The organism is Sphingobium anseongense, from assembly GCF_037725245.1.
Classification (GTDB): domain Bacteria; phylum Pseudomonadota; class Alphaproteobacteria; order Sphingomonadales; family Sphingomonadaceae; genus Sphingobium.
In genome coordinates, this window is the sequence record NZ_JBBJUL010000006.1 from 62575 (window position 1) to 88954 (window position 26380).

Genomic DNA, 26380 nt, shown 5'->3' on the forward strand with positions numbered 1-26380 from the left:
GCTGCCCAAATTTTAGGCACCTACCCCATGCGCAAATTATCCCCCATTTCCATCGGCCCCGCCACCATCGACATGCCCGTCATCCTGGCGCCGATGACGGGCGTCACCGACATGCCGTTCCGCACGCTGGTGCGTCGCTACGGCTCTGGCCTCAACGTCACGGAGATGATCGCGACCGCCGCGATGATCCGCGAAACGCGCCAGTCGCTGCAAAAGGCCGCCTGGCACCCGGTCGAAGAACCGGTGTCGATGCAGCTTGCCGGCTGTTCGCCCACCGAAATGGCCGAAGCGGCCAGGCTCAATGCCGATCGCGGCGCGGCGATCATCGACATCAACATGGGCTGCCCGGTCAAGAAGGTCGTCAATGGCGACGCCGGCAGCGCGCTGATGCGCGACCTGCCGCTCGCCGCCGCGCTGATCAAGGCGACGGTCGAGGCCGTCGACGTGCCGGTCACGGTCAAGATGCGGATGGGATGGGACCATGCCAGCCTCAACGCGCCCGAACTCGCCCATATCGCCGAGGATCTGGGGGCGAAGATGATCACGGTCCACGGCCGCACCCGCTGCCAGATGTACAAGGGGTCGGCCGACTGGGCGTTCGTACGCCAGGTCAAGGATGCGGTGCGCCTGCCGGTGATCGTCAACGGCGACATCTGTTCGCTGGAGGACGCCGACGCGGCGCTGGACCAGAGCGGCGCCGACGGGGTGATGATCGGTCGGGGCGCCTATGGCCGGCCCTGGCTGATCGGTCAGGTGATGGCGTGGCTCAGCCGTGGCGAGCGCCTGCCAGACCCGTCGATCGAAGAACAATATAGCGTGATTATAGATCATTATCGCGCAATGCTTGATCATTATGACAACTATACCGGCGTCAATATGGCGCGCAAGCATATCGGCTGGTACACCAAGGGCCTGCCAGGGTCGGCGGAATTCCGCCATGCCGTCAACCAGGAGCCTGATGCGAACCGCGTTCTCGACATGCTCGCCGCCTTCTACGGCCCGCTGATCGAAGGCGACGCTATCCCGGTCGACGCGCGCGAGGCGGCATGATCGGTTCGCCGGTGCCCGCGCCCAGCCAGCGCAGCATCCATGGCGGGCCGTCGCTGTCGGAACTGATGACCGCGCTTCCGGTGGCGACGCTGGTGATCCGTCCCGACAACAGTATCGCCGACGCCAATGTCCGTGCCGAAACCCTGCTCAACATGGCGCGCTCGGCGATCGTGGGCAGCGACATTTCGCGCACCGTGCGTATCGCCGAAGCGGGCACGCGCTTCGACATCTGGCACACCAACAAGCCGATCGCCGCCTATGATATCAAGGTGCATGCCGGGCGTACCGCGGCGATGGAAGTGGACCTGATGATCGCGCCGGTCATCGATCATGAAGGCTGGCGCATCATTTCCATCCATGCGCAGAGCCAGGCGCGCAAGATCGGCCATCGCGGCACCGCCGGCGGGGCGCGCTCGGCCATGGGCGCGGCGGCGATCCTGGCGCATGAGATCAAGAATCCGCTGTCGGGCATCAGGGGGGCGGCGCAATTGCTCGAATCGGACAGCGCCGGCGACGGCGCGCTGACCCAGCTCATCTGCAATGAAGTCGACCGCATCGCCGCGCTGATCGACCGGATGCAGGACTTCACCACCGAATCCAATCTGGAATGCCGCCCCGGCAACATCTATCCACTGATCGATCGCGCGGCCAATATCGCCGCCGCCGGCTTTGCCAGCAACATACGGATCATGAAGCGCTACGATCCGTCGCTACCCCCGGCGATGATCAACGGCGATGCGCTGGTGCAGGTGATGCTCAACCTGCTCAAGAATGCGGCCGAAGCGCTCGCGCATGTCGACAAGCCGCGCATCCGCGTCGAAACCGCGTTCCGCCATGGCGTTTCGGTGGTCGTCGGCGGCGGCAAGGGCAGCGCCGTGCTGCCGATCGAGATATTGGTGATCGACAATGGTCCTGGCGTTCCTGAACATATTCTCGACCATCTGTTCAACCCCTTCATCACCGGCAAGCGGGACGGGCAGGGGCTGGGGCTGGCGCTGGTGGACAAGCTGGTGCGCGACATGAACGGCTTCGTCCAATATTCGCGGGACACCGAAACGGGCGAATCCACCTTTCGCGTGCTCTTGCCGATGGCGGTCGGCTGATGGCGACCGTCACCGGATCGGTGCTGGTCGTCGATGACGATCCGGCCATCTGCATCGTCGTCGGCGAAGCGCTCCGGCGGCAGGGGCACAAGGTCAAGACCGCCGCCTCGATCCGCGAACGCAGCGCGCTGCTCAAAAGCTTCAGCCCCGATGTGCTGATAACCGATGTCATCCTGCCCGATGGCGACGGACTGGACGACATCGCCGACATCATCGCCAACGAGCCGGAGATGAACGTCATCGTCCTGTCGGCGCAGAACACCCTCAACACCGCGATCCGCGCGACCGAAAAGGGTGCGTTCGAATATCTGCCAAAGCCGTTCGACCTGAACGAGCTGACCCGCGCGGTCGCCGATGCGCTGGCCACCCGCCGCCCGGAGGAAGCGACGAGCGCGACCGATGAGCTGCCCCATGACGGCTTGCCCCTCGTCGGCCGGTCGCCGGCGATGCAGGAAGTCTATCGCACCATCGCGCGCGTCCTGTCCAACGACCTCAGCATCCTGGTGCTGGGCGAATCGGGCACGGGCAAGGAACTGGTGGCCGAAGCGATCCACAGCCTGGGCCAGCGTCGCACCAGGCCGTTCGTGGCGATCAACATGGCCGCCATTCCGCGCGAACTGATCGAAGCGGAGCTGTTCGGCTATGAAAAGGGCGCCTTCACCGGCGCGCATGCCCGCACCGCCGGCAAGTTCGAACAGGCGCAGGGCGGAACGCTGTTCCTGGACGAGATCGGCGATATGCCGATGGAGGCGCAGACCCGGCTGCTGCGCGTGCTTCAGTCGGGCGAAGTGACGACCGTCGGCGGGTCGAAGCCGGTTCGGGTCAATGTCCGCATCATCGCCGCCACCAACAGGCAATTGCCCGATCTGATCGAGGATGGCCGGTTCCGGCAGGACCTCTATTATCGCCTCAACGTCGTGCCCATCGACCTGCCGCCGCTGCGCGAGCGGCGCGAGGACGTGATCCTGCTCGCGCGCCATTTCCTCGAACGCGCCGCGCAGGAAGGGCTGCCGCGCAAGACGCTGTCGGACGACGCGGCGCAACTGCTGATGGCCTATCACTGGCCGGGCAATGTTCGCGAACTGCAAAATCTGATGCAGCGGCTTGCGGTGCTCAGTCGGGAAAATGTCATCGCTGCGGACATATTGCGCCAGGCGTTGCCGCTGGGCGCCGCCCCGGCGGGATCGGGCGCAACCGCCGATCAGCTTGCGGGCGCGGTGCGCGAATGGGCCAGGCGTCAATTGGGGGTGGGCGGCGGCCAGCTCCAGCGAACCCTTCATGACGATCTGCTCGGCATGGTGGAACCGGTCCTGATCCAGGAAACGCTTGCGAGCGTCGATGGCAATCAGATCCGCGCCGCCGGCCTGCTCGGCATCAACCGCAATACGCTGCGTCGCAAGCTGACCGACTATGGGCTTGATCCGGTGCAGTTGCGCCTGCCCGACTGACAACGGGACGAACCGACGGCCCTGTTCGACCAACGCAATCAGATCGGGCAACAACTGTGTTTGATCGGGCACTGCATTGTTGTAACAAAGCCACTATGAACGGCGTGAAGACTGGCCCGGACAGGGAAGGCCCGCACAAGGGACGCAGATGGCGCACCCATGTGTCCGCCGCCTTTCGTTCCGGCCGGTTCGCCTCGCTGATCGAAGCGTTGACGCTGCTGGCGATGGTCGCGGTGGGCGGGCTGACCTACTGGCTGCTGTCGGGGCAGGGGCAATCCTATACTTTGCTGACGCCGCCGATCGTCGCCCTGCTGCTGGTCGCCAACCTCGTGCCCGCGATCGCGCTGCTGGTGCTGCTCGGCCGCCGCGTCGCCAAGCGTCGGGCGGCGCAATCGGCGATCGGCAGCGATGGCCAGTTGCACGTCCGGCTGGTCGCGATCTTCTCGATCGTCGCCAGCGTGCCGATGCTGCTGGTGGTGATTTTCGCGTCGCTGCTGTTCCAATATGGCGTGCAATTCTGGTTTTCGGACAGCGCCCGCGGCATGCTCCAGAACGCCAGCGATCTCGCCCGCGGCTATTATCAGCAAAATCTGCGTGAGGTCGGCGACGAAACGGTCACGATGGCCAGCGACCTGCGCGACTATCTCGATCAGTCGAAGGTCTCCAGCCCCAGCTTCGCCGAAGGCTATATCTATCAGGTCGTGACGCGAAAGCTCAACCGCTCGGCGATCATAGAGGTAGGCAAGGACGGCGTCGCGCGGACCGCCGCTACCGTCGATCCTGAAAGCCGCCCGGCGGCGGAAATGCTCTCGCCAGAGGTCGTCAGGCGGCTGGAGGCGGGCGAAAACGTCGTGGTGGTGGCCAAGCCCAACCAGATCGAGGCAGTGACGCTGCTTTATCCCGACGCCAAAATCTATCTCTATGCGACCCGCGATTCAGGCTCGTCGGCGTTCAGCAATGTCGAACGGGCGCAAACGGTGCTGGCCGATTATGACGCGTTCGCCGCGCAGTCGCGGCTGCTCCAGCTCCGCTTCAATGTCGCTTTGTTCGTGGGGTCGCTGCTGCTGGTCGGCATTGCCGTCTATATCGCGCTTGCCGTCGCCGACTGGATGGTCAGGCCGGTCAACGAACTGGTGGACGCCGCGCGCCGGATTACCGCCGGCGACCTGTCGGCGCGCGTGACATCGCCGCAAAGCCGTGACGAAATCGGCACGCTAGCGGCCGCCTTCAACCGCATGACCCAGCGTCTGGAGGCGCAGACGGGTGCGCTGGTGGCGGCCAATGGCCAGCTCGACAGCCGCCGTGCGCTCATCGAAGCGATCCTGTCGGGCGTCAGCGCGGGCGTGCTGGCGGTCGACCAGGCGGGGGTCATCCAGTTGCTCAACAGCTCGGCCGCGGCGATCCTGGTGGAGGAAGGGGATGATCCGGTCGGCCGGCCGCTCGCCGCCATGTCGCCTGAACTGGCCGAACTGATCGACGGTCAGGAAAGCGCCGGCATCGTTCAGGTCCGCGCCCATGGCGACCTGCGCACGCTGGCGGTCAAACTGTCGAGGGATGCGTCGGGCCATATCCTGACGTTCGACGATATTACCCAGCAATTGTCCGACCAGCGCCGTGCCGCCTGGTCCGACGTCGCGCGCCGCATCGCGCATGAAATCAAGAACCCGTTGACGCCGATCCAGCTCGCCGCCGAACGGCTTCAGCGCCGCTATGGCGAGGAGGTCACCAACGACAAGGCGACCTTTGCCCGGCTGACCGGCACCATCGTCCGCCAGGTTGGCGACCTGCGCCGCATCGTCGATGAATTTTCCTCGTTCGCGCGCATGCCCAAGCCCGTGTTCCGGCGCGAGGCGATCACCGATATCGCCCGGCATTCGCTGTTTCTCCACGAAGTCGCTCACCCCGACATTTGCTTCGAATTCCAGTCGGACATCGACGCCATCGAAATGGTGTGCGACCGGCGTCAACTGGGTCAGGCGCTGACGAACATCGTGAAGAATGCGGTGGAAGCGATTGAACCTAAAACGGATGTTCAGGATGATGGCGTCCGTGGCCATATCCGCATGGTCGTGCGCCGGGATGGCACGGCGCTTTCGATAAGCGTGATCGACGATGGCGTCGGATTGCCGCCGGAACGCGAACGCATCCTTGAACCCTATATGACCACCCGCGCCAAGGGGACGGGTCTGGGCCTCGCCATCGTCAAGAAGATTGTCGAGGAACATATGGGCGAAATCCGCTTTGCCGATGTCGATGGCGGCGGGGCGGCGGTGACGCTCCGGTTCGACACGGCGGCGCTCGACAAATTGGAGGAAGGGCGCGTGTTCGCCATGACTCAGGCAAATATGACGGGAAAAGTGACGGCCAATGGCGCTTGATATTCTGATAGTCGATGACGAGGAGGACATTCGCGATCTGGTCGCGGGCGTGCTCGAGGACGAAGGGTTCGATACCCGCACCGCCGCCGGCAGCGACGCCGCGCTCGAAGCGTTGGCGGCACGCCGCCCGTCGCTGGTGCTGCTCGATGTGTGGCTTCAGGGATCGCGGATGGACGGGCTGGAACTGCTCGACGAAATCAAGCGGCGCGATCCCAGCATCCCGGTGCTGATGATATCGGGGCACGGCAATATCGACACCGCGGTTGCCGCCATTCGCAAGGGCGCCGTCGATTTCATCGAAAAGCCGTTCGAGGCCGACCGCCTGCTCCATCTCGTCGCCCGTGCGACCGAAACGGAGCGGCTGCGACGGGAAAATCAGGATCTGCGCGCCCGCATCGGCCATGATGACGAACTGACCGGCACGTCCGCCGCGATCAATTCGGTCCGCGCAACCATCAAGAAGGTCGCCGGCACCGGCAGCCGCGTGCTCATCTCCGGCCCTGCCGGCGTCGGCAAGGAAGTCGCCGCGCGGATGCTGCACAGCTGGAGCGGCCGCGCCGACGCGCCCTTCATCGTCGTCGCGGCCGCGCGCATGGACCCCGACCGGGTCGAGGAAGAGCTGTTCGGGATCGAGGACCCGAGCGGCCTCGTCCGCCCCGGCTTCCTCGAACAATCGCATGGCGGCACGCTCTATCTCGATGAGATCGGCGACATGCCGCTCACCACCCAGGGCAAGATCCTGCGCGTCCTCACCGACCAGAGCTTCACTCGTGTCAGCGGCCAGCGCCAGGTCAAGGTCGATGTCCGCGTCATTTCCTCCACCGCGCTCGACCTGGCGACGGAGATCGAGGAACGCCGCTTCCGCGAGGACCTGTTCTACCGCCTCAACGTCGTGCCGCTGGTCATCCCGCCGCTGTCGGATCGCCGCGACGACATTCCCGCGCTGGTGGATCATTTCCTCGCCCGCTTCGCCGCCGAACGCCGCGTGCCGCCGCCCGACATGGCCAGTGACGCCATGGCCGCGCTTCAGGCGAATGAATGGCCCGGCAATGTGCGCCAGCTGCGCAACATCATCGAACGCACGATGATCCTGGCGCCGGGCGACCGCATCGGCCGTATCGAACTCGACATGCTGCCTGCGGAAATCACCAGCGGCGGCGGCGGGGAAGGGGTCGGCCATTCCGCGATCATGGGCGCCCCTCTGCGCGAGGCGCGCGAAAGCTTCGAGCGCGAATATCTGCGCATCCAGATCCGCCGATTTTCAGGCAACATTTCGCGCACCGCGACGTTCATCGGCATGGAACGCTCCGCGCTCCATCGCAAGCTCAAGCTGCTGGGAATCACCGAAGGCAAGGACGGCTGACCCCAAACGCGCCCAGGGATGCACGCAGGGCATTTACGACTGTTCGCAATTGCGGTAGAAATCGGCGCGAGGCTCTCGATCAGCGAGGGCAAGGCAAGACATTCCGCCCAGGGATGCGCGAGCGGGCAACGTCCCGCCAATAACGGAAGGCTGGTCAACATGGCCGATAAGCTCAATAATCTTCAGGATATTTTCCTGAACAACCTGCGCAAGACGAAAACGCCGGTCACGATGTTTCTGGTCAAGGGCGTCAAGCTCCAGGGAATCATCACCTGGTTCGATAATTTTTCGGTTCTGCTGCGCCGCGATGGTCAGTCGCAACTCGTCTACAAGCACGCAATCTCGACGGTGATGCCGGCCCAGCCGATGGACCTCACCGACCTGCGCAAGATCGGCGAAAATGGCGACAGGAAAGCCAAGCTGCTCCAGGAAATCTTCCTGACCGCGGTGCGCAAATCGCACAGCCCCGTCACCATGTTCCTCGTCAATGGCGTCATGCTCCAGGGCGAAATCGCCGCCTTCGACCTGTTCTGCATGTTGCTGGAACGCGACGGCATGGTGCAGTTGGTCTACAAGCACGCCATTTCCACGGTCCAGCCGCTCCATGCGGTCGACCTGACCGGCGAGAACGACCAGGACGACTGATCGGGCCGTCGCTAACCCCAATCCCGTTCGGGCTGAGCGCAGTCGAAGGGCGCTTCGCCTTCGCTCAGGGCGAACGGGGGCGGGAATTGCCGGAACGGTGGACCTAAGTCGCGCCACATGCTTTAACCCGGCATGGCCATATTCAACCGAGATTCCGATGACGAAGTCGCGCGCGGCGCGCGGGCGGTCGTCGTCCACGCCGAAACCCATGGCGCCGACCGCCGCGACAGCGACGCGCGGCTGGAAGAGGCGCGCGGCCTCGCCCTTGCGATCGGCATAGACGTGCGCGCGGGCCACAGCTTCCGCGTCCGCGACCGCAAGCCCGCCACCCTGTTCGGCAGCGGTCAGGTCGACCAGATCGCCATGCTCGTCCGCCAGGAGGAAGCCGAACTGGTCATCGTCGACAATGCGCTGTCGCCGGTCCAGCAAAGCAATCTGGAAAAGGCGTGCGAGGCCAAGGTCATCGACCGCACCGGCCTCATCCTCGAAATCTTCGGTGAACGCGCCGCCACCAACGAAGGCCGGCTCCAGGTCGAACTCGCCCATCTCGATTATCAGGCAGGGCGGCTGGTGCGCAGCTGGACCCACCTTGAGCGCCAGCGCGGCGGTTTCGGCTTCCTGGGCGGTCCCGGCGAAACCCAGATCGAGGCGGATCGCCGCATGATCCGCGATCGCATGGCCAAGATCCGCAAGGAACTGGAACAGGTTACCCGTACACGCGGCCTCCACCGCGCTCGGCGGCAAAAGGCCCCCTGGCCGGTGATCGCGCTGGTCGGCTATACCAATGCCGGAAAATCCACGCTTTTCAATCGGATGACCGGTGCTGACGTCATGGCGGAAGACCTGCTCTTCGCCACGCTCGATCCCACCATGCGCCAGATCGCGCTGCCCGGCCTCGACAAGGCGATCCTGTCCGACACGGTCGGCTTCGTCTCCGACCTGCCGACCCAGCTCATCGCCGCCTTCCGCGCGACGCTGGAAGAAGTCCTGTCCGCCGACCTCATCGTCCACGTCCGCGACATCGCCCATCCCGACAGCGAAGCCCAGCGCGACGATGTGCTCGACGTGCTCGGCGCGCTTGGCGTGGCGGGAGAGGGCGCCTTGTCGAAGGATGGAGAGGCGAACGAGCCGGTGCCGATGATCGAGGCGTGGAACAAGCTCGACCTGCTCGATGGCGAAGCCGCCGCGCTGGCGCAGGAAAGCGCCGCCCGTCGCGACGATGTCGTCATCCTCTCGGCACTGACCGGGGAGGGGGTGGACGCCCTGCAACGCGCCATCAGCACCCGCCTGACCGCCGGCGCGCGCGTGCATCGCCTGCGCCTGGGCGCGAACGATGGGGCAGGGCTGGCCTGGCTCCACGAACATGGCGAAGTGCTGGACGCCCATGTCGAGGATGACGCCATGCTGGTGGAAGCCCGCCTGTCCGACGCCGCCGCCGCAAAATTCCTGAAGCGCGAACGCGCCTGACAAACCTTCTCCCCCTAGGGGGAGAAGGATATGAAGCCTTAGCAAGCGAAGCGCGCTTAGGCGAAGTTGGATGAGGGGGAAGGGGCGTCAGAGAAGCGCGCTCCCGCTGCCCGATCACCCAACCCCCGTCATCCCGGCAAAAGCCAGGATCCCGCTTCTTCCCGCGCTCAGCCCGAAAAAAGAGAGATCCCAGCGTTCGCTGGGATGACAAGTGAGATCATAAATCGTCGCAATATTTATTGAGGGTTATTCACACGCTGTGTGCCAAGTTAATCGATAAATCCATAGTGTTCGGAATATCCCGTGGCTTCAATCCTCCAGCCAGAAACACTGCCGCCTTCGGTGCCGATCAGAAAACCTTTCACCGTACCAAAGTGGCGTGGGTCAGGTCGCGGAGTTGGCGCTTTGCCTGCCACGTTCACGCCTGGTTCTGGAAGAATATATTGGTCCCATTCGGCATCGGGAGGCTTGGCTTCTTTTCGCCACACAAGTGCAATTTCGATCTTTTCCCTTCCACCATGCCCGCACAAAGATTGAAAAATAAAACCGTCGGAGTTCGTTTCGACTGAACCGACAAACTCTAACTCGCGCCCTAGAAAATTCTGAGGCGATTTGAGATAATCGCAACCTTCTAGAGTTTCTGATGGTTTTTGCTGTGAACAGCTCGTCCATGTGGGGATCGCGATAAGCAGCAGGATCGTGCGAGTAGCACTATTCCAGATCATACCTTATAACCCCCGCCACATAACCAAAGCATCCACAAACCCCAACCCCGGATGCGCAAAAGCCCCCGGCAGTGTCCCCACCACCTCAAACCCTTGTCGCCGCCATAGCCCCACCGCGCGGACATTGCTCGACACCACGAAGTTGAACTGCATCGCGCTGAACCCCAGCTCCCGCGCCAGCTCCAGCGACGCCGCGCACATCCGCCGCGCCACGCCGCGCCCGGTGGCATCGCTCGCCGTCACATAGCCCGCATTGGCGACATGCGCCCCGCCACCGCTCTGGTTCGCGCGGACGTAAAATACGCCCAGCACCTCACCATCCTCCTCCAGCACCCGCACCGTCCGGTCGGGCAAGAGCCAGTGGGCGAGGGCGGCTTCGCGCGTCATGTCGCGCGGTTCTGTCAGCGTTTCGCCGGCGCGGATCACGGGTTTCAGGATCGCCCAGATGGCGTCACGGTCGGCGTCAACAGGGGGACGGATCATGGTGCTGGCACCCATAATGCACCGTCATGCTGAACGTGTTTCAGCATCCATCGTGCCCCATGTGCCGCCGATCGAGACGAGAAATGGATCCTGAAACACGTTCAGGATGACGGCGGAGGAGGGGGTGCAGCTTCATTCGCCGCCCTTCACCCGCCCCCACAACACCTCTTTCTCCTCCAACGCCAACCCCGCAAACTCATCCCCGGCCAAATCCTCCATCCCGCGAAACCGCCGCTCGAACTTCGCGTTCGCACCCCGCAGCGCGACCTCAGGATCGACCTTCAAATGCCGCGCCAAGTTCACGCAGGCAAACAACAAATCCCCAACTTCATCCTCCCGCTCGGCAGGCGTCACGGCCGCCTGCACCTCGTCCAGTTCCTCGACGATCTTCGCCACGACCCCCACCGTATCGGGCCAGTCGAACCCGGTCCGCGCCGCGCGCTTCTGCAACTTCTCGGCGCGCAGCAATGCGGGCAGGGCGATTGCCACTCCGGCCAGCGCGCTGGGGTCCGGTTCCTTCTCGGCGCGCTCGGCCGCCTTGATCGCTTCCCATTGGGCATGGCCGTCCGCGCGCGGCGCGCTGCCGGCAAAGACATGCGGATGCCGCCGGATCATCTTGGCGGTGATGCCGTCGATCACGTCCTGCAAACCGAATGCGCCCAGTTGTTCGGCCATGCGCGCATGAAACGCCACCTGGAGCAGCAGATCGCCCAGCTCATCGCGCAGCGCCGCCATATCGCCCCGCTGACAGGCGTCGGCGACTTCATAGGCTTCCTCGATCGTGTAGGGCGCGATGCTGGCGAAATCCTGGGCGATGTCCCATGGACAGCCATTCAGCGGATCGCGCAGCCGCGCCATGACGGTGGCCAGCGGCATGATGTCGGCGGGACTGGCGCGCTCCGCCGTCGCCTGGTCTGCAAGATCGGGGGATGACGTCATGACGGTCCTTGGCACTATATCGGAAAATGGAAAATCGCCGCAAATCATATGCGGGGCGAGCCGCGAGCGCCACCCCCCCGCCTCGACCGAATAAGTCCGATAATATATATTATGTTAAATTTCAGGTGATAGGGGAAGGGCGTCTGTCCTACAGCATGGCGCTTGCGCTATGCTTGTCGTCACCGCTCTTTCCCATCGTCCGCCCCATCATGCCGCTTTCCCCAATAGGATCGTGGCCACGCAACAAAATGTCCGATCGAGCGCGAAAAGTGCGAAGTTAAGGCTCAATCTTCCAGGATCATGCTGTGCCGCCGCGTATCGCGCATCCGCACATAGACGATCAGCGATATGGCGATCATCACCGTCACATAGATATAGAACGCCTCTTCCATACCCGCCTGCTTGAACCACAGGGCGACGAACTCCGCCGTCCCGCCGAACATCGTGTTGGCCAGCGCATAGGGCAGCGCGACGCCCAGCGCCCGGATATGCGCGGGAAACAGTTCGGCCTTCACCACGGCATTGATCGACGTATAGCCGCTGACGATCACCAGCCCCGCCATCACCAGCAGCCCGGCGACCAGCGGATCGCGCGTCACCGCCAATGTGGAAAATATCGGATAGGTGCAGGTTACACCCAGAACGCCGAAGCCGACCATCAACGGCTTGCGCCCGACCCGGTCTGACAGGGCGCCGGCAACAGGTTGCAACAGCATGAACAGAAACAACGTTACCGCATTGATTTGTGACGCAACGTCACGGCTGAAACCCGATGTATTGACCAGATATTTCTGCATGTAGATCGAATAGGCGTAAAAGGCGATCGTGCCCCCGGCGGTCAGCAGCATCACCGTCAACGTCTCGCGCGGATGCCGGGTGACAAGTTCGATGAAGCCGGATTTTGGCGCGCCCGCCGCTTTGGCCACCGTAAAGCTCTGCGTTTCCGCCAGCCCCCGCCGCAACCAGAACACGATGACCGCCAGCGCCCCGCCGATCGCAAAGGGAATCCGCCATCCCCACGCATCCAGCGCCGCTTCGCTCAGCGTCGCCTGAAGCATCAACAGCACGCAGATCGCCAACAACTGCCCGGCGATCAGCGTGACATACTGGAAACTGGAGAAAAACCCGCGCCGGTTTTTCCCTGCCATTTCCGAAAGATAGGTAGCGCTCGCGCCATATTCCCCGCCGACCGACAGGCCCTGCATCAACCGCGCCAGCACCAGCAACAGCGGTGCCATGACGCCAATCCGCGCATAGCCCGGCGTCACTGCGATCAGCAGCGATCCCGCGCACATCAGCGACACCGACAGCGTCAGCCCGCTCTTGCGCCCATGCCGGTCCGAATAAACGCCCATCAGCCAGGCGCCGATCGGCCGCATCAGGAAACCGACGGCAAACACCCCGGCGGCGCCCAGCAACTGCGCGGTCCGGTCCTCGCTCGGGAAGAAATGCGGCGCGAAATAGAGCGTGAACGCCGAATAGGCGTACCAGTCATACCATTCCACCAGATTGCCGGTGGAACCGCCGATGATCGCCTTGAGGCGCGCGCGCTGATCGGGCGGTCCGGGGGTGCCGATCGTCATGGCGTCAGAACCATTTCCCCCTGCTCCACCCGCCAGCTTTTGAGGCGGGACAGGAAATTCATGCCAATGACATTGACCGGACCAAAGGCCGCCGACACCACCACCGGCAGGTCCCCTGCCCTGATCGGCCCCAGCGCGAGCGTGGGGACATTGGCGTGATAGGCTTCGACCTCGCCATTGGCCGTCCGCATGATCGCGGGCAGACGGCTTTTGTCGACGTTCAACCCGGCGGCCAGCGCGCTGTCTTCGGAAAGGGCGGTGACCGTCGCGCCGCTGTCGATCAGAAAGCGGGCCGCCTTTCCGTTGATCTCGCCATCGACCCAATAATGGCCATCGGCGGACACGGCGATCCGCAGCGACTGCCCCTCGACCTGTTGCCTGGGGGCGCCCACGACTTCGGACCGGATCCGGCTGGCGACCAGGCCAAGCTCCTGACGATAGCTGAATAATATGAGGACCAGGATGAAGATCGCAACCCACGCGGCGGTCATTCCCAGTGCGCCGCGCCACGAAACGCGGCGGGCGAGCAGGGCGGAACCGACAAGCACCAGCACAAGGACATAATAAAGTCCCTGCATCGCCTGATCCGTGCCGCCGTCCATCAGTTCGCCTTGCTCCCCTCGCCAAGCGTCACCGTCATGCCGTCATAGGCGGGTTCGACGCCCATCGGCAATGTCCGGCGCAATGTCGCATAATCCATGCTCTGGTCCATGTGCGTCAACAGCGCCCTTCCCGGACCAAGCGCGGCGATAGCTTCCAGGGTGAGGGCAAGATGGGGGTGGGTCGGATGCGGCCGGTCGCGCAGAGCATCGACAACCCACAGGTCGACACCTTCGTAAAGCGCCGCCATGTCCGGCGTCATCGCATGAAAATCCGTGGCATAGGCGATGCTGTGGCCATGCCAACTAAAACGAAAGCCGGTGGAATAGATCGCTCCATGCGGCTGGTCGACGCAGGCTATATCAATGTCGCCGATGCGCAGGGCGTCGGGCAGGATGTGCGGTTCGACCGTTGCATCATATCCATCCCGCCCATCGAACACATAGCCGAAGCGCCGCCGCAACAGCTCAAGCGTCGGTGCGCGCGCATAGCCCGGCACGGGATGCCGGCGGTGATGATAGAGCTGGCGCACGTCATCGATACCGTGGCTATGGTCCGCATGATCATGGGTCCACAGGATCGCGTCGATATCTATAACGTCGGCCGCCAGGAGCTGTGCGCGCAAATCGGGTGACGTATCCACCAGCAGCCGGGTGGTCGGGCTTTCGATCAGGATCGATACGCGCGTGCGCCGATTGCGCGGCTCCGACGGATCACACGCCCCCCAGTCATTGCCGATACGCGGCACGCCCGACGAAGTACCGCTGCCCAGAATGACCAGACGCAGCGTCATCTCGGCGCGATGGTCCCGACCTTGGCGAACAGCCGATGAAAATTGGCAGATGTCGCTGCGGCCAGCATGTCCGGATCCTCCCCGCGCAGGCTGGCGAGAAAACTCGCCGTGTTCGCGACGAAAGCCGGCTCGCATGGCCTGCCGCGATGGGGAACCGGCGCCAGAAAGGGAGAGTCGGTTTCGACGAGCAGCTTGTCGAGCGGCAATCTGGCGGCGGTTTCCTGCAAGTCCTTGGCGCTCTTGAAGGTGACGATCCCGGAAATGCTGATGTAGAACCCGATATCGAGCGCCGCATCGGCAAAAGCGCCGCTCGCCGTGAAGCAATGGATGACGCCGCAAAAGCCGCCCTTCTCCATTTCCTCCCGCAGAATATCGATCGTATCCTCTTCCGCATCGCGGGTGTGGACTATGAGCGGAAGACCGGTTTCGCGTGCCGCCGCGATATGCGACCGGAAACTCGTCCGTTGCCGGTTCCGGTCGCTGTGATCGTAATAATAGTCGAGCCCCGTTTCGCCGATCCCCACGACACGGGGGTGACGCGCACGCTCGACAAGCCGAGCGGTGTCGACGTCGGGATGTTCGTCAGCCTCATGGGGATGAATTCCCAGGGTCGCCCACACATCGCCATGGTTCACCGCTGTTGCCAGCACGGCATCCCATTCGCTTTCGCGGGTCGCGATATTGAGCATAAGGCCAACGCCGGCCGCCCTCGCCCGTTCGATCACATTCTGCTGATCTTCGACCAACCCTTTGTAATTCAGATGGCAATGGCTATCTATCAGCATGACGTCACGCTTCGCTGGCCGGCAGTTCAAGGCGCGGGAATAGCGGCTTTGGCAGATCGAGGGTGAAGCCCTCCCGGCGCAGCGCCGGATACCAGTTCGGCCCGATAGCCGCATAATCGCGCGCATCGGCATCGATCCCCATCTGATCGAGCAACGCGCCGGCTGACTGCGGGATAATCGGCAGGATCATGATCGCGAGATGACCGATGGCTTCGTAAAGCGTTGCCAGCACGGCTTCCATTCGCGCTGGATCCGTCTTGCGAAGTGCCCAAGGTGCCTGCGCGTCGATATAGGCATTGCAGGCGAAAACGCTGCGCATCCACGCCTCGATCGCAACCGATGGCGCCAACCCGGCCATCGCCGACTTGAACATGGCGGCGGCTTCCATCACGGTCGTTTGCAACTCCGCGTCGGCCGCCTGGACCGCTGGTTCGGGCAAGCGCCCTTCCAGATTCTTGGCGATGAAACTGAGCGTGCGCTGCGCGAGGTTGCCGAAGCTGTTGGCCAGATCGCTGTTCGATCGAGCCACGATCGCTTCGGCGCTGTAGCTGCCATCATTTCCGAATGTCACCTCGGACATAAGAAAATATCGCAGTTGATCGACGCCGAACCGTTCCGCCAGTTCCACCGGATCTTCGACATTGCCTACCGATTTCGACATCTTCTCGCCACGGTTGAGCAGGAAGCCATGCCCGAAGACGCGAGTGGGGAGCGGCAGATTCGCACTCATGAGGAAGGCTGGCCAGTAAACCGCATGAAAACGAACGATATCCTTGCCGATGACATGCGTGATATCGCCTCCCTCTGCCCAGTAGCGGGCCATCCGCTCGGCATCGTCGGGATATCCGCAGCCCGTCAGATAATTGGTGAGGGCGTCCACCCAAACATACATGACATGGCCGTCCGCGCCCGGCACCTTAACCCCCCAATCGAAGCTGGTTCGCGATATCGAGAGGTCGGATAGCCCGCCTTCCACAAAGCGCATCACTTCATTGCGGCGGCTTTCGGGCTGAATAAAGTCCGGCTGGGCCGCGTACAGCGCCAGCAGCCGATCCTGATAGGCGCTCAGACGGAAAAACCAGCTTTCCTCTACCGTCCATTCGACCGGCGTTCCTTGAGGCGACAGCTTGTCACCACCCTCCCCCTGGCTGATTTCCTTTTCATCGTAAAAGGCTTCGTCGCGAACGGAATACCAGCCTTCATAGCGGCCAAGATACAGATCGCCGCTGGCCTCCATCGCCTGCCAGATTGCCTGGCTGGCCCGGTGATGATCCGGCTCGCTGGTGCGAATAAAACGATCATAGCTGATATTCAGCTTCCCGTTCATATCCTTGAAGTAGAAGGACATTTCATCGGCGAGCGCACGCGGTTGGACGCCGCGGTCGCGGGCGGTCTGCACCATTTTCAGACCATGTTCATCGGTCCCGGTCTGGAAGAAGACGTCGCGTCCCATCATCCGCTGAAACCGCGCGATCGCGTCGGTCGCAATCACCTCATAGGCGTGGCCGATATGAGGGCGGCCATTGGGATAGCTGATAGCGGTGGTGATGGTGTAGGGTGTCGACATGGCTCGCTGTCTAGCCGCACTTGGTCCCCACGCAAAGCCGCTTTTCAGCCATTTACCGGCATCGGAGCAAGGGCGGCGACATGCCCTGCCAATTCGAACACCACAGATTGCGACTCCAGCGCAAGCACAATGGCGCCAGCGGCCAGTTGGCGTGCCTGTTCCCAATGATCCAGAGCCAAGCCCAGCGCCTGGCCGGTTCGGCCCCGCGCGGCAAGGGCGATGAAGGCAGGCGCCCGCTCCAAAAAGGCTTCGTAGCGTTGTCGCGCAGCTTTGGTACCCAACTGCCTGGCGAGAGCGAGCCGTTCGCGATTGTCCGGATCTCCTGTCGCGGCGATGGTGGTGAGCGAACGCTCCATATCGCCGATATTCAGACCGGCATATCCAAGCGCCGTGCCAGGGGACCCTGCTCCCACCGCCAATAGCGCTTCTAGTTCGACGTCCTCCAGTTCGGGTTGTGCGTTGCGAAGAATGCGGGTCATTTGTTGATCGTCCAGCCGATCGAACCGCAGCATATGGCATCGCGACCGGATAGTGGGCAGCAGGCGCGCCGGTGCATGTGCGACCAACAGGAAAGTCATACCGGGCGGTGGTTCCTCCAGCGTCTTGAGCAGCGCATTCGCGGCGCCTCTCTCCAGGTCATCCGCACTGTCGATAACGACCAGCCGCCGGGCCGAAAGCGAGGGGGCGGAATGGATCAGCCGGTGCAGGCCGCGCACCTGGTCCACGCTGATATTCCTCGCCACATCGCCGCTCTCCCTGACCTGGCATGTGAGTTCAGCGTAATCGGGGTGGCCGCCCGAAGCGATCAGGCGTGCTACGGGATGATCGGCGGGCACGCCCAATCCCATTCCGCCCGGCGGCGGACCTGCGGCTTCGGCAAGCAGGCGCAGCGCCATGGCGCGCGCAAAGCTCGCCTTGCCAATCCCGCGGGGTCCGGCAAGTATCCAGCCATGATGCAACCGTCCTGACCGGGCGGCGTCCAGCATCGCGGCGGCTTGTACGTCATGGCCGAGCAGCATGCTCATTGCAGCAGGTCGTTCAACTGGGCCAGCAGGCGATCGGTGACGTCAGTGATGCCGCCCGACGCGTCGATCATCCGCATCCGTTCGGGTTCCTGAGCGGCGAAACGCTGGAAAGATCCAGCGACACTGCGGTGAAAGTTGACCGCGCGGCCGCCGATGCGGTCGCTGTGGTTGCCGTCGCGTGCCGCCAGGCGCGCCTCGACCACAGCCTGCGGAGCGATGAGGACAAGCGTCCGGTCGGGCAATAATCCTTCGCTGCCGATCCGGTGAAGCGCCAATATATCGGCATCGGCAAGTCCGTCGGCTCCACCCTGATAGGCGCGGCTGCTGTCGAGAAACCGGTCGGAAAGCACCCATGCTCCGCGGGCGAGAGCTGGCCGGATGATCTTTTCGACATGATCGGCCCGAGCGGCGGCGAACAAAAGCGCTTCGGCCCTGGAAGACCAGCGATCCGCCGAACCGGTCAGCAGCAGAGTGCGGATCGCTTCCGCGCCCTCGCTGCCTCCCGGTTCGCGGGTCTCGACGACTTCAAGGCCGCGCGCGCGCAAAGCCATGGCCAGCGCCCGCAGCTGGGTTGACTTGCCCGCCCCTTCCCCGCCCTCCAGAGTGATGAAGCGTCCGGTCACCTCAGGCGAAAAAGGATTTGAGGCCGTTCCACAGCCGGCCGAATATGCCAGCTTCGGCCACGTCCTCGGCAGCGACCAGCGGCATGACCTGCGGCGCGGTATCAGGTGTGGACACGATCATCTGCGCGATCGTGTCGCCCTTTTTGACAGGCGCCTTGATCGGGCCGGTATAGACGACCTTGACCGTTATCCTGGACGACGCCGTTCGTGGAAGTGTCACCGCCAGATTGCGGGGCGCCACCAGGCCAACGCTGGAGGCACTGCCCTGCTGAACTTCGGCCGTTTCGACCAGGGCGCCCTTCTTGAAAAGGGGTTGGGCCTTCCACGCCTTGAATCCCCAATCCATGAATTTCACCGACTCGCTGATCCGGCCGTTAAAGCTGCCAAGGCCGGCAACGACCATGATCAGCCGACGGCCGTCCTGTTCGGCTGAACCGGTAAAGCCATATCCCGCTTCTTGCGTATGCCCGGTCTTCAATCCGTCCGCGCCGAAAATCTTGCCCAGGATCGGATTACGATTGCCCTGAGTGATATCCGCGCCGCCCATGGTGCGACCCCAGGTGAATGACTGGGTCGCGTAGAATTTCCGATAAAGATCGGGCGTCTCATTGACCGTCGCTTCAGCCAGCGCCGCCAGATCGCGCGCGGTGACATAGGTCACGCCTTCGTCGGGCCAGCCATTGCTGTTGCCGAAATGGCTGTTGTCCAGCTTCAGCCGTTTCGCCTCGTCATTCATCAACGCGACAAAGGCTTCCTCCGTGCCCGCAATGCCTTCGGCAAGAACGACGCAGGCGTCATTTCCCGACAGGGTGACGATGCCATGCAGCAGGTTTTCAACCGACACCTGCTCTCCGGCCGAAAGGAACATGGTCGATCCCGCCTGCGGGCCATGCCATTGCCGCCATGTTTCGGGCCGGACCGTGAACTTCGTGTCGAGCTTGAGTTGACCCTGCTGGATAAGGCGGAACGCGACATGAGAGGTCATCATCTTGGCCATCGAGGCCGGGGGAATCCGCCGGTCCGCATCTTTTGCGTACAGGATTGCGCCCGATGACATGTCCTTCATGAAAGCGATCGGCGCTTCGCTGGTGTAGGGCGGCGCGCCTGCAGACAAGGGTTGGCCCAGCAACCCCAGGGCAATGATTGCGGCGACGGATTTTTTCATGAATATGGGCTTTCAAATGGCGAGAAGAGTATGCGCAGCGCCTAATGGAGCGAATGTGATATCGGCGTTCCCCTTGGGATCGGGTCTGTGCTCAAATGTCACATGCGAAAGCTCCGCTAGAATAAAATAATTGCCGTCAGCCTCGGTCATTCCTGCTCTTTCTCCAGGGCGTGTGGCTCAAGACCATTAAGGCGCTTCAATAGCCATGATATTCGCGTCCGAAAAGCCCTTGGAAGCAGCGAGCGCCACGCCTCGTCGCGCACTCGGCTGATCGCGATAAGGGCCCAACCGTACGCGCCAGACGCCGCCAGCTTCGATCACGGCCGCATCCAGCATATGAGCCAGCCGCTCGGCGCGCTCCCGCGATGCAAAAGCAGCCACCTGAACCGCATAGCCATTGCCGTCAGGTATGGCACGCGAAGGTGGCCAGGGCCGGACAAGCAACTGTTCGTCTTGAGCCTGACGCGACGACGGCGCGGATCGCGCATCGCTGAGGCCCGACAATTTCTTTCGGAGCCGCTCCAGTTCACGTTCTGGAGATGCTGCTCGCGCCGGTGCCCGCCTATGGGCGCGCAGCAGGCCCCGCTCCTGCTCTGGCGGATATACCCGCCGAACCCTGACCGGTGCCGCCCCATGACCAATAATCCCAAGCTGTTCGGCAGCGCCGCGCGACAGGTCGATCAGCCGCGCGCTGGAAAATGGCCCACGGTCATTGATTCGAACCAATATCGTCCGGCCGGTGTCCAGCGCGGTGACCTCGACATAACTGGGCAAAGGCAGCGTGGGGTGCGCCGCCGAAATACCTCCAGGCACGAAGGATTCGCCATTTGCCGTACTGTCGCCTTCATGCTCTTCGCCATACCAGCTGGCATAACCGACCTCGTCATATGCCGGAGCGTCTTGCGGTATGTAGGTCTTCCTGCCGACCCGATAGGGCTGCCCGATCTTGACCGGGACGTCCGATACCGTCGACCCCGCCCGCACCGGCGCGATGCGGTGCCCGGCCTCGTCAGGGCCGCCGCCGCAAGCCGAAAGGCTCAGGATAATCGCAGCGCCCGCGGCCTTAGCGGGCCACGGCATCGGCCAACAATCCGACGGAAAGGGCATAGAAATTCGAGCAGTTATAGTCGAGAATCGCCCGGTAGTTACTTGTGAGCAGATAGGCCGTTCTGCCCGGCCCATCGGGTTCGAGCAAAGTTGCCATGACATCATTATCCAGCGTTCGTCCGCCCGACATCACTATTCCCATCCGCCGCCATTCGCCGATGCTGAGCCAGCGACTGTGGCGATTGAACACGCGAGGACAGCGGGCGGGATTGGTCAACGCGCGAATATGTGAGCGATCAAAGTCCGCCGGCACGGACACCGCCACCCCCCAGGGCTGGCCGCGGCGCCAGCCTGCATTGACGAAATAATTAGCGATCGACGCGAGTGCATCCGCCTCGCTGGTCCAGATGTCGGCCCTGCCGTCTCCATCTCCATCGCGCGCTAACCGCAAATATACCGACGGCAGGAACTGCGGATAGCCCGTCGCCCCCGCCCAGCTGCCCACCAGGCGGCTGCGCGGCACGCCATTGTCCAGCATCTTCAATGTGGCTAGAAATTCAGGCTCGAACAGGGCCCGCCGCCGCCCTTCATGGGCGAGGGTCGCCAATGACCGCAACAGATCGAAATCGCCGGTGTAGGAGCCATAATTGGTTTCGTGCCCATAAATGGCGACCATGATTTCCTCTGGCACGCCGGTTTCCTGCTCGATCCGCGCCAGGCGCGCCCGATTGGCGGCGTAGGCGGTGCGGCCGCGCCCGATCCGGGCGGCATCGACATGCTTGAGGCGATACGGCTCAAAGGCTGGAATCGGGGAATCGAAGCTTCCGCCGGGCTGCGACTGGTCGAGCTGGATGACTCGGCTGTTGCTCGTCAGCGTCGGGAAGGCGGCATTCATCGTCGCATCGCTGATCCCCATCGCCCGCGCCTTGGGCCGCAGGCTTTCCAGATAGGACTGAAAACCGTCGCCCTGCGCCGACGTGTCGGCCGGCAATGCCACTGCGCCGGCCACAGAACCAAAAGCGAGCAGCAGTGCCAGAAGTGATGATCGCATGACGTTCAGTCTCCCACGCTTGCTTATGTGACACAGTCGCTCCTTGTGGCGAAGCTCTCTTTCCCCCTATCGCGCCGGTCCGAACCGTTTTTGCGCTTGGCAAGCGGCGCAAGAGCGCTAGGAGGCTGTAAGCGCTGGCGGCCGTGCGATCAAAGCCATGGCTTACAGGCGCCAAACGCAAGGGTGGCAGAGCGGTCGATCGCAGCGGTCTTGAAAGCTACCGGAGCTTGTCGCAGCGGTTGAGTGAATGGAGAATGTTTGCAGGGGGTTAGCAGTAGGTCGGCTTAGGTGATGAAATTGCCCATAAGCCAGTCGTAAGCGACAAGCCCCTGAATCGGTATGGAAGAGTGTCCGAGTGGTTTAAGGAACCGGTCTTGAAAACCGGCGAGCGGGCAACCGTTCCGTGGGTTCGAATCCCACCTCTTCCGCCACCACGCCTTATGCCGCCGCTGTCCGCCGTTTATACTCAATCGCCGCAGTGGCTACGCTAAAAATCGCGAAGCCGAAATCGATTAACGCTACTGTCATAAAAGAAGAGAGACAGATGCTGGTGACGACAAGGCTTCGATTAGCCAGCAGTCTGCGATGGTCGTGGCGTCGCACTGGCCCCATCTGGCGATCTCGTCGCGCAGAGCATGGAGATCGGCGAGCTTGCGATCGATTTCGTCTATGTGTTGCACGGCCATCGCATCGACCTCCGCGCATGATCCGCGTGGGTCGTCAGCCAAGCGCAGAAGGTCGCGGACCTGATCGAGCGTAAAGCCAAGGTCGCGGGACCGCTTGATGAACGTAAGCCGTTCCAGGTGCGACTGGTCGTAGAGCCGATAATTACCGCCGCTGCGGCGCGGCGCGTCGATCAGCCCTTCGCCTTCGTAAAAGCGGACGGTTTCGATCTTCAATCCGGTCCGTTTCGCAATATCGCCAATCTTCATCGCAGTTTCCGTTTGACCCTCTAGTGGGATGAGGGTCCATATAGAGTGTCCGACACGCGAATCGAGAGCATGATGGCGGACGACTGCTGTTCCAAGAAGGGCGACACGATCGCGCAGCTCGGCCGTAAGGCAGAATAGCGGCGCGTGCTGATCGCGGTCATGTCGATCAACTTCGTCATGTTCGTCGCCGAGTTCGGCAGCGGCGTATTCGCGCGATCGTCGGCGCTGATGGCCGACTCCGTCGATATGCTCGGCGACGCGGCGGTCTATGCGCTCAGCCTCTACGCGCTCAGCCGCGGTCCTCGCTGGGAAGCCGGGGCGGCGCTGGCCAAAGGCGGCATCATCCTCGTCTTCGGCATCGCGGTCTTGTTCGAGATCGCCGACAAGATCGTCAACGGCGTGCCGCCCTCGTCGACGTTGATGCTGGCGTTCGGCGGCGCTGCGCTCGTTGCCAACCTGACCTGCCTTGCGCTGCTGTGGCGGTTCCGGTCGGAGAACGTCAATATGTCCAGCACATTCGAATGCTCGCGCAACGACGTCGCCTCCAATGTCGGCGTGCTGATCGCAGCGGGCCTTGTCGCCGCGACCGGCGCGGCCTGGCCCGATATTGCTGTCGGTGGAATCATCGCGATCATCTTCCTGCGCTCGGCTTGGCGGGTGCTCGCGGAGGCGATCCCGGCATGGCGCGAAGCGCGGCCGTTGCCACCGGAAGTCTTACAATGACTTCGCGCGGCAGTTCACGTACAAGAGCCGCAATGCTGCGTAGGTTTTGGTCCTTTTTACTCATCATGATCGCGTCATCGCTGGTGATGACGGGGACAGTCCATGCGCTGGAGACGCCGGGGCAACCCACGGTCGAATGCAGCGGCAGCATGCACAGCGAGGGTGATGCCGATCAGTCGCAAGGCGACTCCGACAAAGCCATCCCGCATCATCATGGCACGTGTCACGGGCCGACTCTCCACATCCCGTCTTCCGACAACTTATTGTCGATGGGGGCAGCGGGCGGTTTGCGACCTTTCTCGGCTGCGGACCGTGCAACCGCCTCCTATCACCTCGATCCTGCGCTGAGGCCACCGACCGCCTGACGATCCGCTGGAACGCCCGCGCGCGTCCCCGTCGACCATCGTCAGGAGTCTCATTTTCATGCACCGAATCCTCGCGGCCATATTGGTCGCAGCGTCCAGCGCCTCGGCGGCGCAGACGCGGGAGGGGCCAATTTCCAGCGCCCCTTCTCCATCGGTCGGGCTATCGCTCGATCAAGCGGTTGCAGCGGCCGGCGGCAGTGCGCCTGCGGCCGATGCTGCGAGCGCCTCCATCAACGCAGCGCAGGCGGCACGGGACGTCGCCGGCTTGCGTCCAAACCCCAGCTTCCAGGGCCAGGTTGAGAATGTGGCCGGCAGCGGCCCCTATCGGGGGCTGCGTAGCGCTGAAACCACGGTCGGGGTGTCGATCCCGATCGAGCTGGGCGGCAAGCGCAGCGCACGGGTCGCTGTCGCCGGTGCGCAGGTATCGCGGGCGCAGCTCCAGGCCGCGATCACGGCGGCGAATATCCGCGTGCAGGTGACGCAGATCTACGTCGAAGCGGTCGCGGCCGAACGCCGGTTGGCGACGGCACGCGATCAGGCACGGATCGCCGCTGAAGTCCTACGCGGTGCCGGGGTTCGAGTTCGAGCAGGCCGGGCATCGCCGCTCGAACAGCAGCGCGCCGACGTCGCGCGGATCAACGCGGATGCCAATGTCGAGCGGCTGACGCGGCTCGCGGACGCGGCGCGGACCAATCTCGCACGCCGGATCGGTCGTCCGATCGACGGCGCCCTTGATACCGGGTCGCTCGATCGGCTTCCCGCCGCAACCTTCGGGCCGGTGGCACCGTCGAAAGCGGAAGGCACGCTGGCGCTGGCGGCGGCCGATGCCGATCTTGCCATCGCCGACGCCGGCATCCGGCTCGCCCGGGCAAACCGGGCGCCAGACATCAATATCGGACCGGCCCTGCGGCGGCTTGAGGCGACCAACGACACCGCCGCAGTGCTCGCAATCTCGATTCCCATCCCGGTGTTCAACAATGGCCGCGCCGCGGTTGCGCAGGCGACTGCGGAGTGGACACGGGCTGAAGCGGTGCGGCGCGTGACCGCGCTCGATGTCGAACAGGCGATCACCGATGCGGAAGCGGAAGCCGCCAACGCGGCGACCTCGGCACGTGCCGCTTCCGGTCCCGCCTTGGCGGCGGCGCAGGAAGCCGCGCGGATCGCCCGGATCGGGTATCGCGAGGGCAAGTTCGGTCAACTCGATCTTCTCGATGCCGAACGTACGCTGGCCGAAACGCGCGCTGCCGCGATCGACGCGCTCGCCAATTACCAGAATGCCCGCGCCCGTCTCGAGCGATTGACCGCTCCGGCGCCAGACCAACAGGGAATTGATCGATGACGATGTTCATGCCGCGCACTGTGGCTTCACTAGCGCTTGCCTTGGCCCTCGCTGCCTGTGGAGGATCGGGCGAGTCCAACAAAGAAACTGCAAACGAGGCCACGTCGGCGAACGGCAGCGGCGAAGAAGGCGCTGGAGGCGGACATGCCGATGAGGGCAAGGTCACGCTCAGCGCCGACCAGATCGCCGCGGCGGGCATCCAGCTCGGCCGCCCGACGGTCGGCGGATCGGGCACGATCGAGCTGCCTGCGACGATCGAGGGCGATCCGGAGGGGACACAGGTCGTCTCGGCGGCGATCGGCGGGCGCCTCGTGGCGCTCAATCGCAACCTCGGCCAATCGGTTGGGCGCGGGCAGACCATCGCCGTCATCGAAAGTCGCGAGGCAGCACAGCTCAAGGGCGAGGTCGAGGCATCGCGCGCTCGGCTCGCGCTCGCCAATTCCAATCTCGCGCGCGAGCAGCGGCTATTCGCCGAGCGCGTGTCGCCCGAGCAGGATCTGATCGCGGCGCGGACCGCCGCGACGGAAGCGCGTATTGCTTACCGGCAGGCTCAGAGCCAGGTGTCGGCAGCAGGCGACGGTGGTGGCGGGCTCAATCGGCTCGGCATCGTCGCCCCGGTCGCCGGCCAGGTCATCGCGCGGCCCGTGGTGCTGGGACAGACCGTGGCAGCCGACGCAGAACTCTATCGCATCGCCAATCTCGGGCGGGTGTCGCTGGCACTCAATCTGAAGCCCGAAGATGCCGGACGGGTGAAGCCCGGCAATGTTGTCACGGTGACGGCACCGGGGCGGCAGGCGAGTGCGCGCATCAGCTTCGTGTCGCCGGCGCTCGATGCGGAGACCCGGCAGGTGCCGGTGATCGCGACGCTCGACAATCGCGCCGGAGAGTGGCGCGTCGGCGAGGCCGTCACCGCCTCGGTGCAGCTCAGCGGCACCGGCGGAGCCGGCAACACGGCCGTCCTCGTACCCACGACAGCCGTCCAGACGGTCGAGGGCAAGTCGGTGGTGTTCGTCCGCACGCAAACGGGGTTTCAGGCAATGCCGGTGACGCTCGGCGACGCGGCCGGCACGACGGTCATCATTCGCTCCGGCCTCACCGGCCGCGAGCAAATCGCCACCACAGGCAGCTTCACGCTTAAGGCCGAACTCGGCAAGGGCGAAGCGGCGCACGAGGATTGATGC

Annotated in this window: 26 protein-coding genes and 1 tRNA gene; 12 read left to right on the forward strand and 15 right to left on the reverse strand. The window is 63.6% G+C overall.

Annotation, left to right across the window (positions count from 1 at the left end; genetic code table 11):
- Positions 1-27 precede the first annotated feature (27 nt).
- From dusB to hflX, 7 genes are all read left to right on the forward strand, one after another.
- Complete coding sequence (gene dusB / locus WG908_RS10050; RefSeq protein ID WP_340186452.1) at positions 28-1050, forward strand: tRNA dihydrouridine synthase DusB; 1023 nt, start codon at positions 28-30, stop codon at positions 1048-1050.
- The gene (locus WG908_RS10055) at positions 1047-2153 is read left to right on the forward strand and encodes a two-component system sensor histidine kinase NtrB (protein ID WP_340186453.1); all 1107 of its coding nucleotides are present in this window, start codon (positions 1047-1049) and stop codon (positions 2151-2153) included. Before dusB ends, WG908_RS10055 begins: the two co-directional genes overlap by 4 nt.
- On the forward strand, positions 2153-3601 hold the full coding sequence (gene ntrC, locus WG908_RS10060) for a nitrogen regulation protein NR(I) (protein WP_340186454.1): 1449 nt from the start codon (positions 2153-2155) through the stop codon (positions 3599-3601). The genes WG908_RS10055 and ntrC overlap by 1 nt, the downstream gene beginning before the upstream one ends.
- 95 nt (positions 3602-3696) lie before the next feature.
- Complete coding sequence (locus WG908_RS10065; RefSeq protein WP_445326697.1) at positions 3697-5979, forward strand: sensor histidine kinase; 2283 nt, start codon at positions 3697-3699, stop codon at positions 5977-5979.
- Positions 5969-7342: a nitrogen assimilation response regulator NtrX gene (gene ntrX, locus WG908_RS10070; RefSeq protein ID WP_340186455.1), complete on the forward strand. Its 1374-nt coding sequence runs from the start codon at positions 5969-5971 to the stop codon at positions 7340-7342. Before WG908_RS10065 ends, ntrX begins: the two co-directional genes overlap by 11 nt.
- A 78-nt stretch (positions 7343-7420) precedes the next feature.
- The gene (gene hfq / locus WG908_RS10075; RefSeq protein ID WP_445326704.1) at positions 7421-7987 is read left to right on the forward strand and encodes an RNA chaperone Hfq; all 567 of its coding nucleotides are present in this window, start codon (positions 7421-7423) and stop codon (positions 7985-7987) included.
- 132 nt (positions 7988-8119) lie between these two features.
- A complete protein-coding gene (hflX, locus tag WG908_RS10080) occupies positions 8120-9454 on the forward strand; it encodes a GTPase HflX (RefSeq protein ID WP_340186457.1) in 1335 nt (444 codons plus the stop codon).
- A gap of 269 nt (positions 9455-9723) precedes the next feature.
- On the opposite strand, the gene WG908_RS10085 is transcribed toward hflX, so the two are convergent.
- The 14 genes from WG908_RS10085 to WG908_RS10150 all read right to left on the reverse strand — a co-directional run bounded on the left by WG908_RS10085 (position 9724) and on the right by WG908_RS10150 (position 21840).
- Positions 9724-10179 (reverse strand): hypothetical protein, encoded by a 456-nt coding sequence (locus tag WG908_RS10085; RefSeq protein ID WP_340186458.1) that lies wholly within the window; start codon positions 10177-10179, stop codon positions 9724-9726.
- 3 nt (positions 10180-10182) lie between these two features.
- Complete coding sequence (locus WG908_RS10090) at positions 10183-10662, reverse strand: GNAT family N-acetyltransferase (RefSeq protein WP_340186459.1); 480 nt, start codon at positions 10660-10662, stop codon at positions 10183-10185.
- A 132-nt stretch (positions 10663-10794) separates the two neighbouring features.
- Complete coding sequence (mazG, locus tag WG908_RS10095) at positions 10795-11538, reverse strand: nucleoside triphosphate pyrophosphohydrolase (protein ID WP_340186591.1); 744 nt, start codon at positions 11536-11538, stop codon at positions 10795-10797.
- Between the two features lie 347 nt (positions 11539-11885).
- Positions 11886-13184: an MFS transporter gene (locus WG908_RS10100; protein ID WP_340186460.1), complete on the reverse strand. Its 1299-nt coding sequence runs from the start codon at positions 13182-13184 to the stop codon at positions 11886-11888.
- Positions 13181-13786: a retropepsin-like aspartic protease family protein gene (locus WG908_RS10105; RefSeq protein WP_340186461.1), complete on the reverse strand. Its 606-nt coding sequence runs from the start codon at positions 13784-13786 to the stop codon at positions 13181-13183. Before WG908_RS10105 ends, WG908_RS10100 begins: the two co-directional genes overlap by 4 nt.
- Positions 13786-14577, reverse strand: coding sequence for an MBL fold metallo-hydrolase (locus WG908_RS10110; RefSeq protein WP_340186462.1), 792 nt, complete (start codon positions 14575-14577; stop codon positions 13786-13788). The genes WG908_RS10105 and WG908_RS10110 overlap by 1 nt, the downstream gene beginning before the upstream one ends.
- Positions 14574-15362, reverse strand: coding sequence for a TatD family hydrolase (locus tag WG908_RS10115; protein WP_340186463.1), 789 nt, complete (start codon positions 15360-15362; stop codon positions 14574-14576). The genes WG908_RS10110 and WG908_RS10115 overlap by 4 nt, the downstream gene beginning before the upstream one ends.
- A 4-nt stretch (positions 15363-15366) precedes the next feature.
- Positions 15367-16929, reverse strand: a complete 1563-nt coding sequence (gene metG, locus WG908_RS10120) for a methionine--tRNA ligase (RefSeq protein WP_340186464.1) — start codon at positions 16927-16929, stop codon at positions 15367-15369.
- 44 nt (positions 16930-16973) lie between these two features.
- Positions 16974-17954 carry a DNA polymerase III delta subunit-related protein gene (locus WG908_RS10125; protein ID WP_340186465.1) on the reverse strand — a complete coding sequence of 327 codons (981 nt, stop codon included), beginning with the start codon at positions 17952-17954 and terminating at the stop codon, positions 16974-16976.
- Positions 17951-18577, reverse strand: coding sequence for a dTMP kinase (gene tmk / locus WG908_RS10130; RefSeq protein WP_340186466.1), 627 nt, complete (start codon positions 18575-18577; stop codon positions 17951-17953). Before tmk ends, WG908_RS10125 begins: the two co-directional genes overlap by 4 nt.
- Before the next feature lies 1 nt (position 18578).
- The gene (locus WG908_RS10135) at positions 18579-19742 is read right to left on the reverse strand and encodes a D-alanyl-D-alanine carboxypeptidase family protein (protein ID WP_340186467.1); all 1164 of its coding nucleotides are present in this window, start codon (positions 19740-19742) and stop codon (positions 18579-18581) included.
- Positions 19743-19754: 12 nt separating this feature from the next.
- Complete coding sequence (locus WG908_RS10140; protein WP_340186468.1) at positions 19755-19892, reverse strand: hypothetical protein; 138 nt, start codon at positions 19890-19892, stop codon at positions 19755-19757.
- 36 nt (positions 19893-19928) lie between these two features.
- The gene (locus tag WG908_RS10145; RefSeq protein ID WP_340186469.1) at positions 19929-20822 is read right to left on the reverse strand and encodes a septal ring lytic transglycosylase RlpA family protein; all 894 of its coding nucleotides are present in this window, start codon (positions 20820-20822) and stop codon (positions 19929-19931) included.
- Positions 20806-21840 (reverse strand): lytic murein transglycosylase, encoded by a 1035-nt coding sequence (locus WG908_RS10150; RefSeq protein ID WP_340186470.1) that lies wholly within the window; start codon positions 21838-21840, stop codon positions 20806-20808. The genes WG908_RS10145 and WG908_RS10150 overlap by 17 nt, the downstream gene beginning before the upstream one ends.
- Before the next feature lie 341 nt (positions 21841-22181).
- Between WG908_RS10150 and WG908_RS10155 the strand changes: the two genes are divergently transcribed.
- A tRNA-Ser gene (locus WG908_RS10155) sits at positions 22182-22271 on the forward strand.
- A 93-nt stretch (positions 22272-22364) separates the two neighbouring features.
- On the opposite strand, the gene WG908_RS10160 is transcribed toward WG908_RS10155, so the two are convergent.
- Positions 22365-22772 carry a MerR family transcriptional regulator gene (locus WG908_RS10160; protein ID WP_340186471.1) on the reverse strand — a complete coding sequence of 136 codons (408 nt, stop codon included), beginning with the start codon at positions 22770-22772 and terminating at the stop codon, positions 22365-22367.
- Positions 22773-22916: 144 nt separating this feature from the next.
- Between WG908_RS10160 and WG908_RS10165 the strand changes: the two genes are divergently transcribed.
- From WG908_RS10165 to WG908_RS10180, 4 genes are read left to right on the forward strand one after another with little or no spacing between them, the layout of a single operon-like run.
- Entirely contained in the window at positions 22917-23495 is a 579-nt protein-coding gene (locus WG908_RS10165) for a cation efflux transmembrane domain-containing protein (RefSeq protein ID WP_340186472.1), read from the forward strand.
- A gap of 32 nt (positions 23496-23527) precedes the next feature.
- Positions 23528-23860, forward strand: coding sequence for a hypothetical protein (locus tag WG908_RS10170; RefSeq protein ID WP_340186473.1), 333 nt, complete (start codon positions 23528-23530; stop codon positions 23858-23860).
- A gap of 58 nt (positions 23861-23918) precedes the next feature.
- On the forward strand, positions 23919-25199 hold the full coding sequence (locus WG908_RS10175; protein ID WP_340186474.1) for a TolC family protein: 1281 nt from the start codon (positions 23919-23921) through the stop codon (positions 25197-25199).
- Entirely contained in the window at positions 25196-26377 is a 1182-nt protein-coding gene (locus WG908_RS10180; RefSeq protein WP_340186475.1) for an efflux RND transporter periplasmic adaptor subunit, read from the forward strand. Before WG908_RS10175 ends, WG908_RS10180 begins: the two co-directional genes overlap by 4 nt.
- The last annotated feature ends 3 nt before the right edge of the window (positions 26378-26380 follow it).

What these genes read in the sequence shown, in the direction of transcription:
- WG908_RS10065 (WP_445326697.1), top strand. Translation starts at nt 3,697, where the DNA reads ATGAACGGCGTGAAGACTGGCCCGGACAGGGAAGGCCCGCACAAGGGA.
- WG908_RS10090 (WP_340186459.1), bottom strand. Translation starts at nt 10,662, where the DNA reads ATGATCCGTCCCCCTGTTGACGCCGACCGTGACGCCATCTGGGCGATC.
- WG908_RS10175 (WP_340186474.1), top strand. Translation starts at nt 23,919, where the DNA reads ATGCACCGAATCCTCGCGGCCATATTGGTCGCAGCGTCCAGCGCCTCG.
- WG908_RS10170 (WP_340186473.1), top strand. Translation starts at nt 23,528, where the DNA reads ATGCTGCGTAGGTTTTGGTCCTTTTTACTCATCATGATCGCGTCATCG.
- ntrX (WP_340186455.1), top strand. Translation starts at nt 5,969, where the DNA reads ATGGCGCTTGATATTCTGATAGTCGATGACGAGGAGGACATTCGCGAT.
- WG908_RS10110 (WP_340186462.1), bottom strand. Translation starts at nt 14,577, where the DNA reads ATGACGCTGCGTCTGGTCATTCTGGGCAGCGGTACTTCGTCGGGCGTG.
- WG908_RS10135 (WP_340186467.1), bottom strand. Translation starts at nt 19,742, where the DNA reads ATGAAAAAATCCGTCGCCGCAATCATTGCCCTGGGGTTGCTGGGCCAA.
- mazG (WP_340186591.1), bottom strand. Translation starts at nt 11,538, where the DNA reads ATGCCGCTGGCCACCGTCATGGCGCGGCTGCGCGATCCGCTGAATGGC.
- WG908_RS10115 (WP_340186463.1), bottom strand. Translation starts at nt 15,362, where the DNA reads ATGCTGATAGATAGCCATTGCCATCTGAATTACAAAGGGTTGGTCGAA.
- WG908_RS10150 (WP_340186470.1), bottom strand. Translation starts at nt 21,840, where the DNA reads ATGCGATCATCACTTCTGGCACTGCTGCTCGCTTTTGGTTCTGTGGCC.
- WG908_RS10055 (WP_340186453.1), top strand. Translation starts at nt 1,047, where the DNA reads ATGATCGGTTCGCCGGTGCCCGCGCCCAGCCAGCGCAGCATCCATGGC.
- WG908_RS10180 (WP_340186475.1), top strand. Translation starts at nt 25,196, where the DNA reads ATGACGATGTTCATGCCGCGCACTGTGGCTTCACTAGCGCTTGCCTTG.
- WG908_RS10125 (WP_340186465.1), bottom strand. Translation starts at nt 17,954, where the DNA reads ATGAGCATGCTGCTCGGCCATGACGTACAAGCCGCCGCGATGCTGGAC.
- WG908_RS10085 (WP_340186458.1), bottom strand. Translation starts at nt 10,179, where the DNA reads ATGATCTGGAATAGTGCTACTCGCACGATCCTGCTGCTTATCGCGATC.
- WG908_RS10160 (WP_340186471.1), bottom strand. Translation starts at nt 22,772, where the DNA reads ATGAAGATTGGCGATATTGCGAAACGGACCGGATTGAAGATCGAAACC.
- WG908_RS10105 (WP_340186461.1), bottom strand. Translation starts at nt 13,786, where the DNA reads ATGGACGGCGGCACGGATCAGGCGATGCAGGGACTTTATTATGTCCTT.
- hflX (WP_340186457.1), top strand. Translation starts at nt 8,120, where the DNA reads ATGGCCATATTCAACCGAGATTCCGATGACGAAGTCGCGCGCGGCGCG.
- dusB (WP_340186452.1), top strand. Translation starts at nt 28, where the DNA reads ATGCGCAAATTATCCCCCATTTCCATCGGCCCCGCCACCATCGACATG.
- WG908_RS10140 (WP_340186468.1), bottom strand. Translation starts at nt 19,892, where the DNA reads ATGACCGAGGCTGACGGCAATTATTTTATTCTAGCGGAGCTTTCGCAT.
- metG (WP_340186464.1), bottom strand. Translation starts at nt 16,929, where the DNA reads ATGTCGACACCCTACACCATCACCACCGCTATCAGCTATCCCAATGGC.
- WG908_RS10100 (WP_340186460.1), bottom strand. Translation starts at nt 13,184, where the DNA reads ATGACGATCGGCACCCCCGGACCGCCCGATCAGCGCGCGCGCCTCAAG.
- WG908_RS10145 (WP_340186469.1), bottom strand. Translation starts at nt 20,822, where the DNA reads ATGCCGTGGCCCGCTAAGGCCGCGGGCGCTGCGATTATCCTGAGCCTT.
- ntrC (WP_340186454.1), top strand. Translation starts at nt 2,153, where the DNA reads ATGGCGACCGTCACCGGATCGGTGCTGGTCGTCGATGACGATCCGGCC.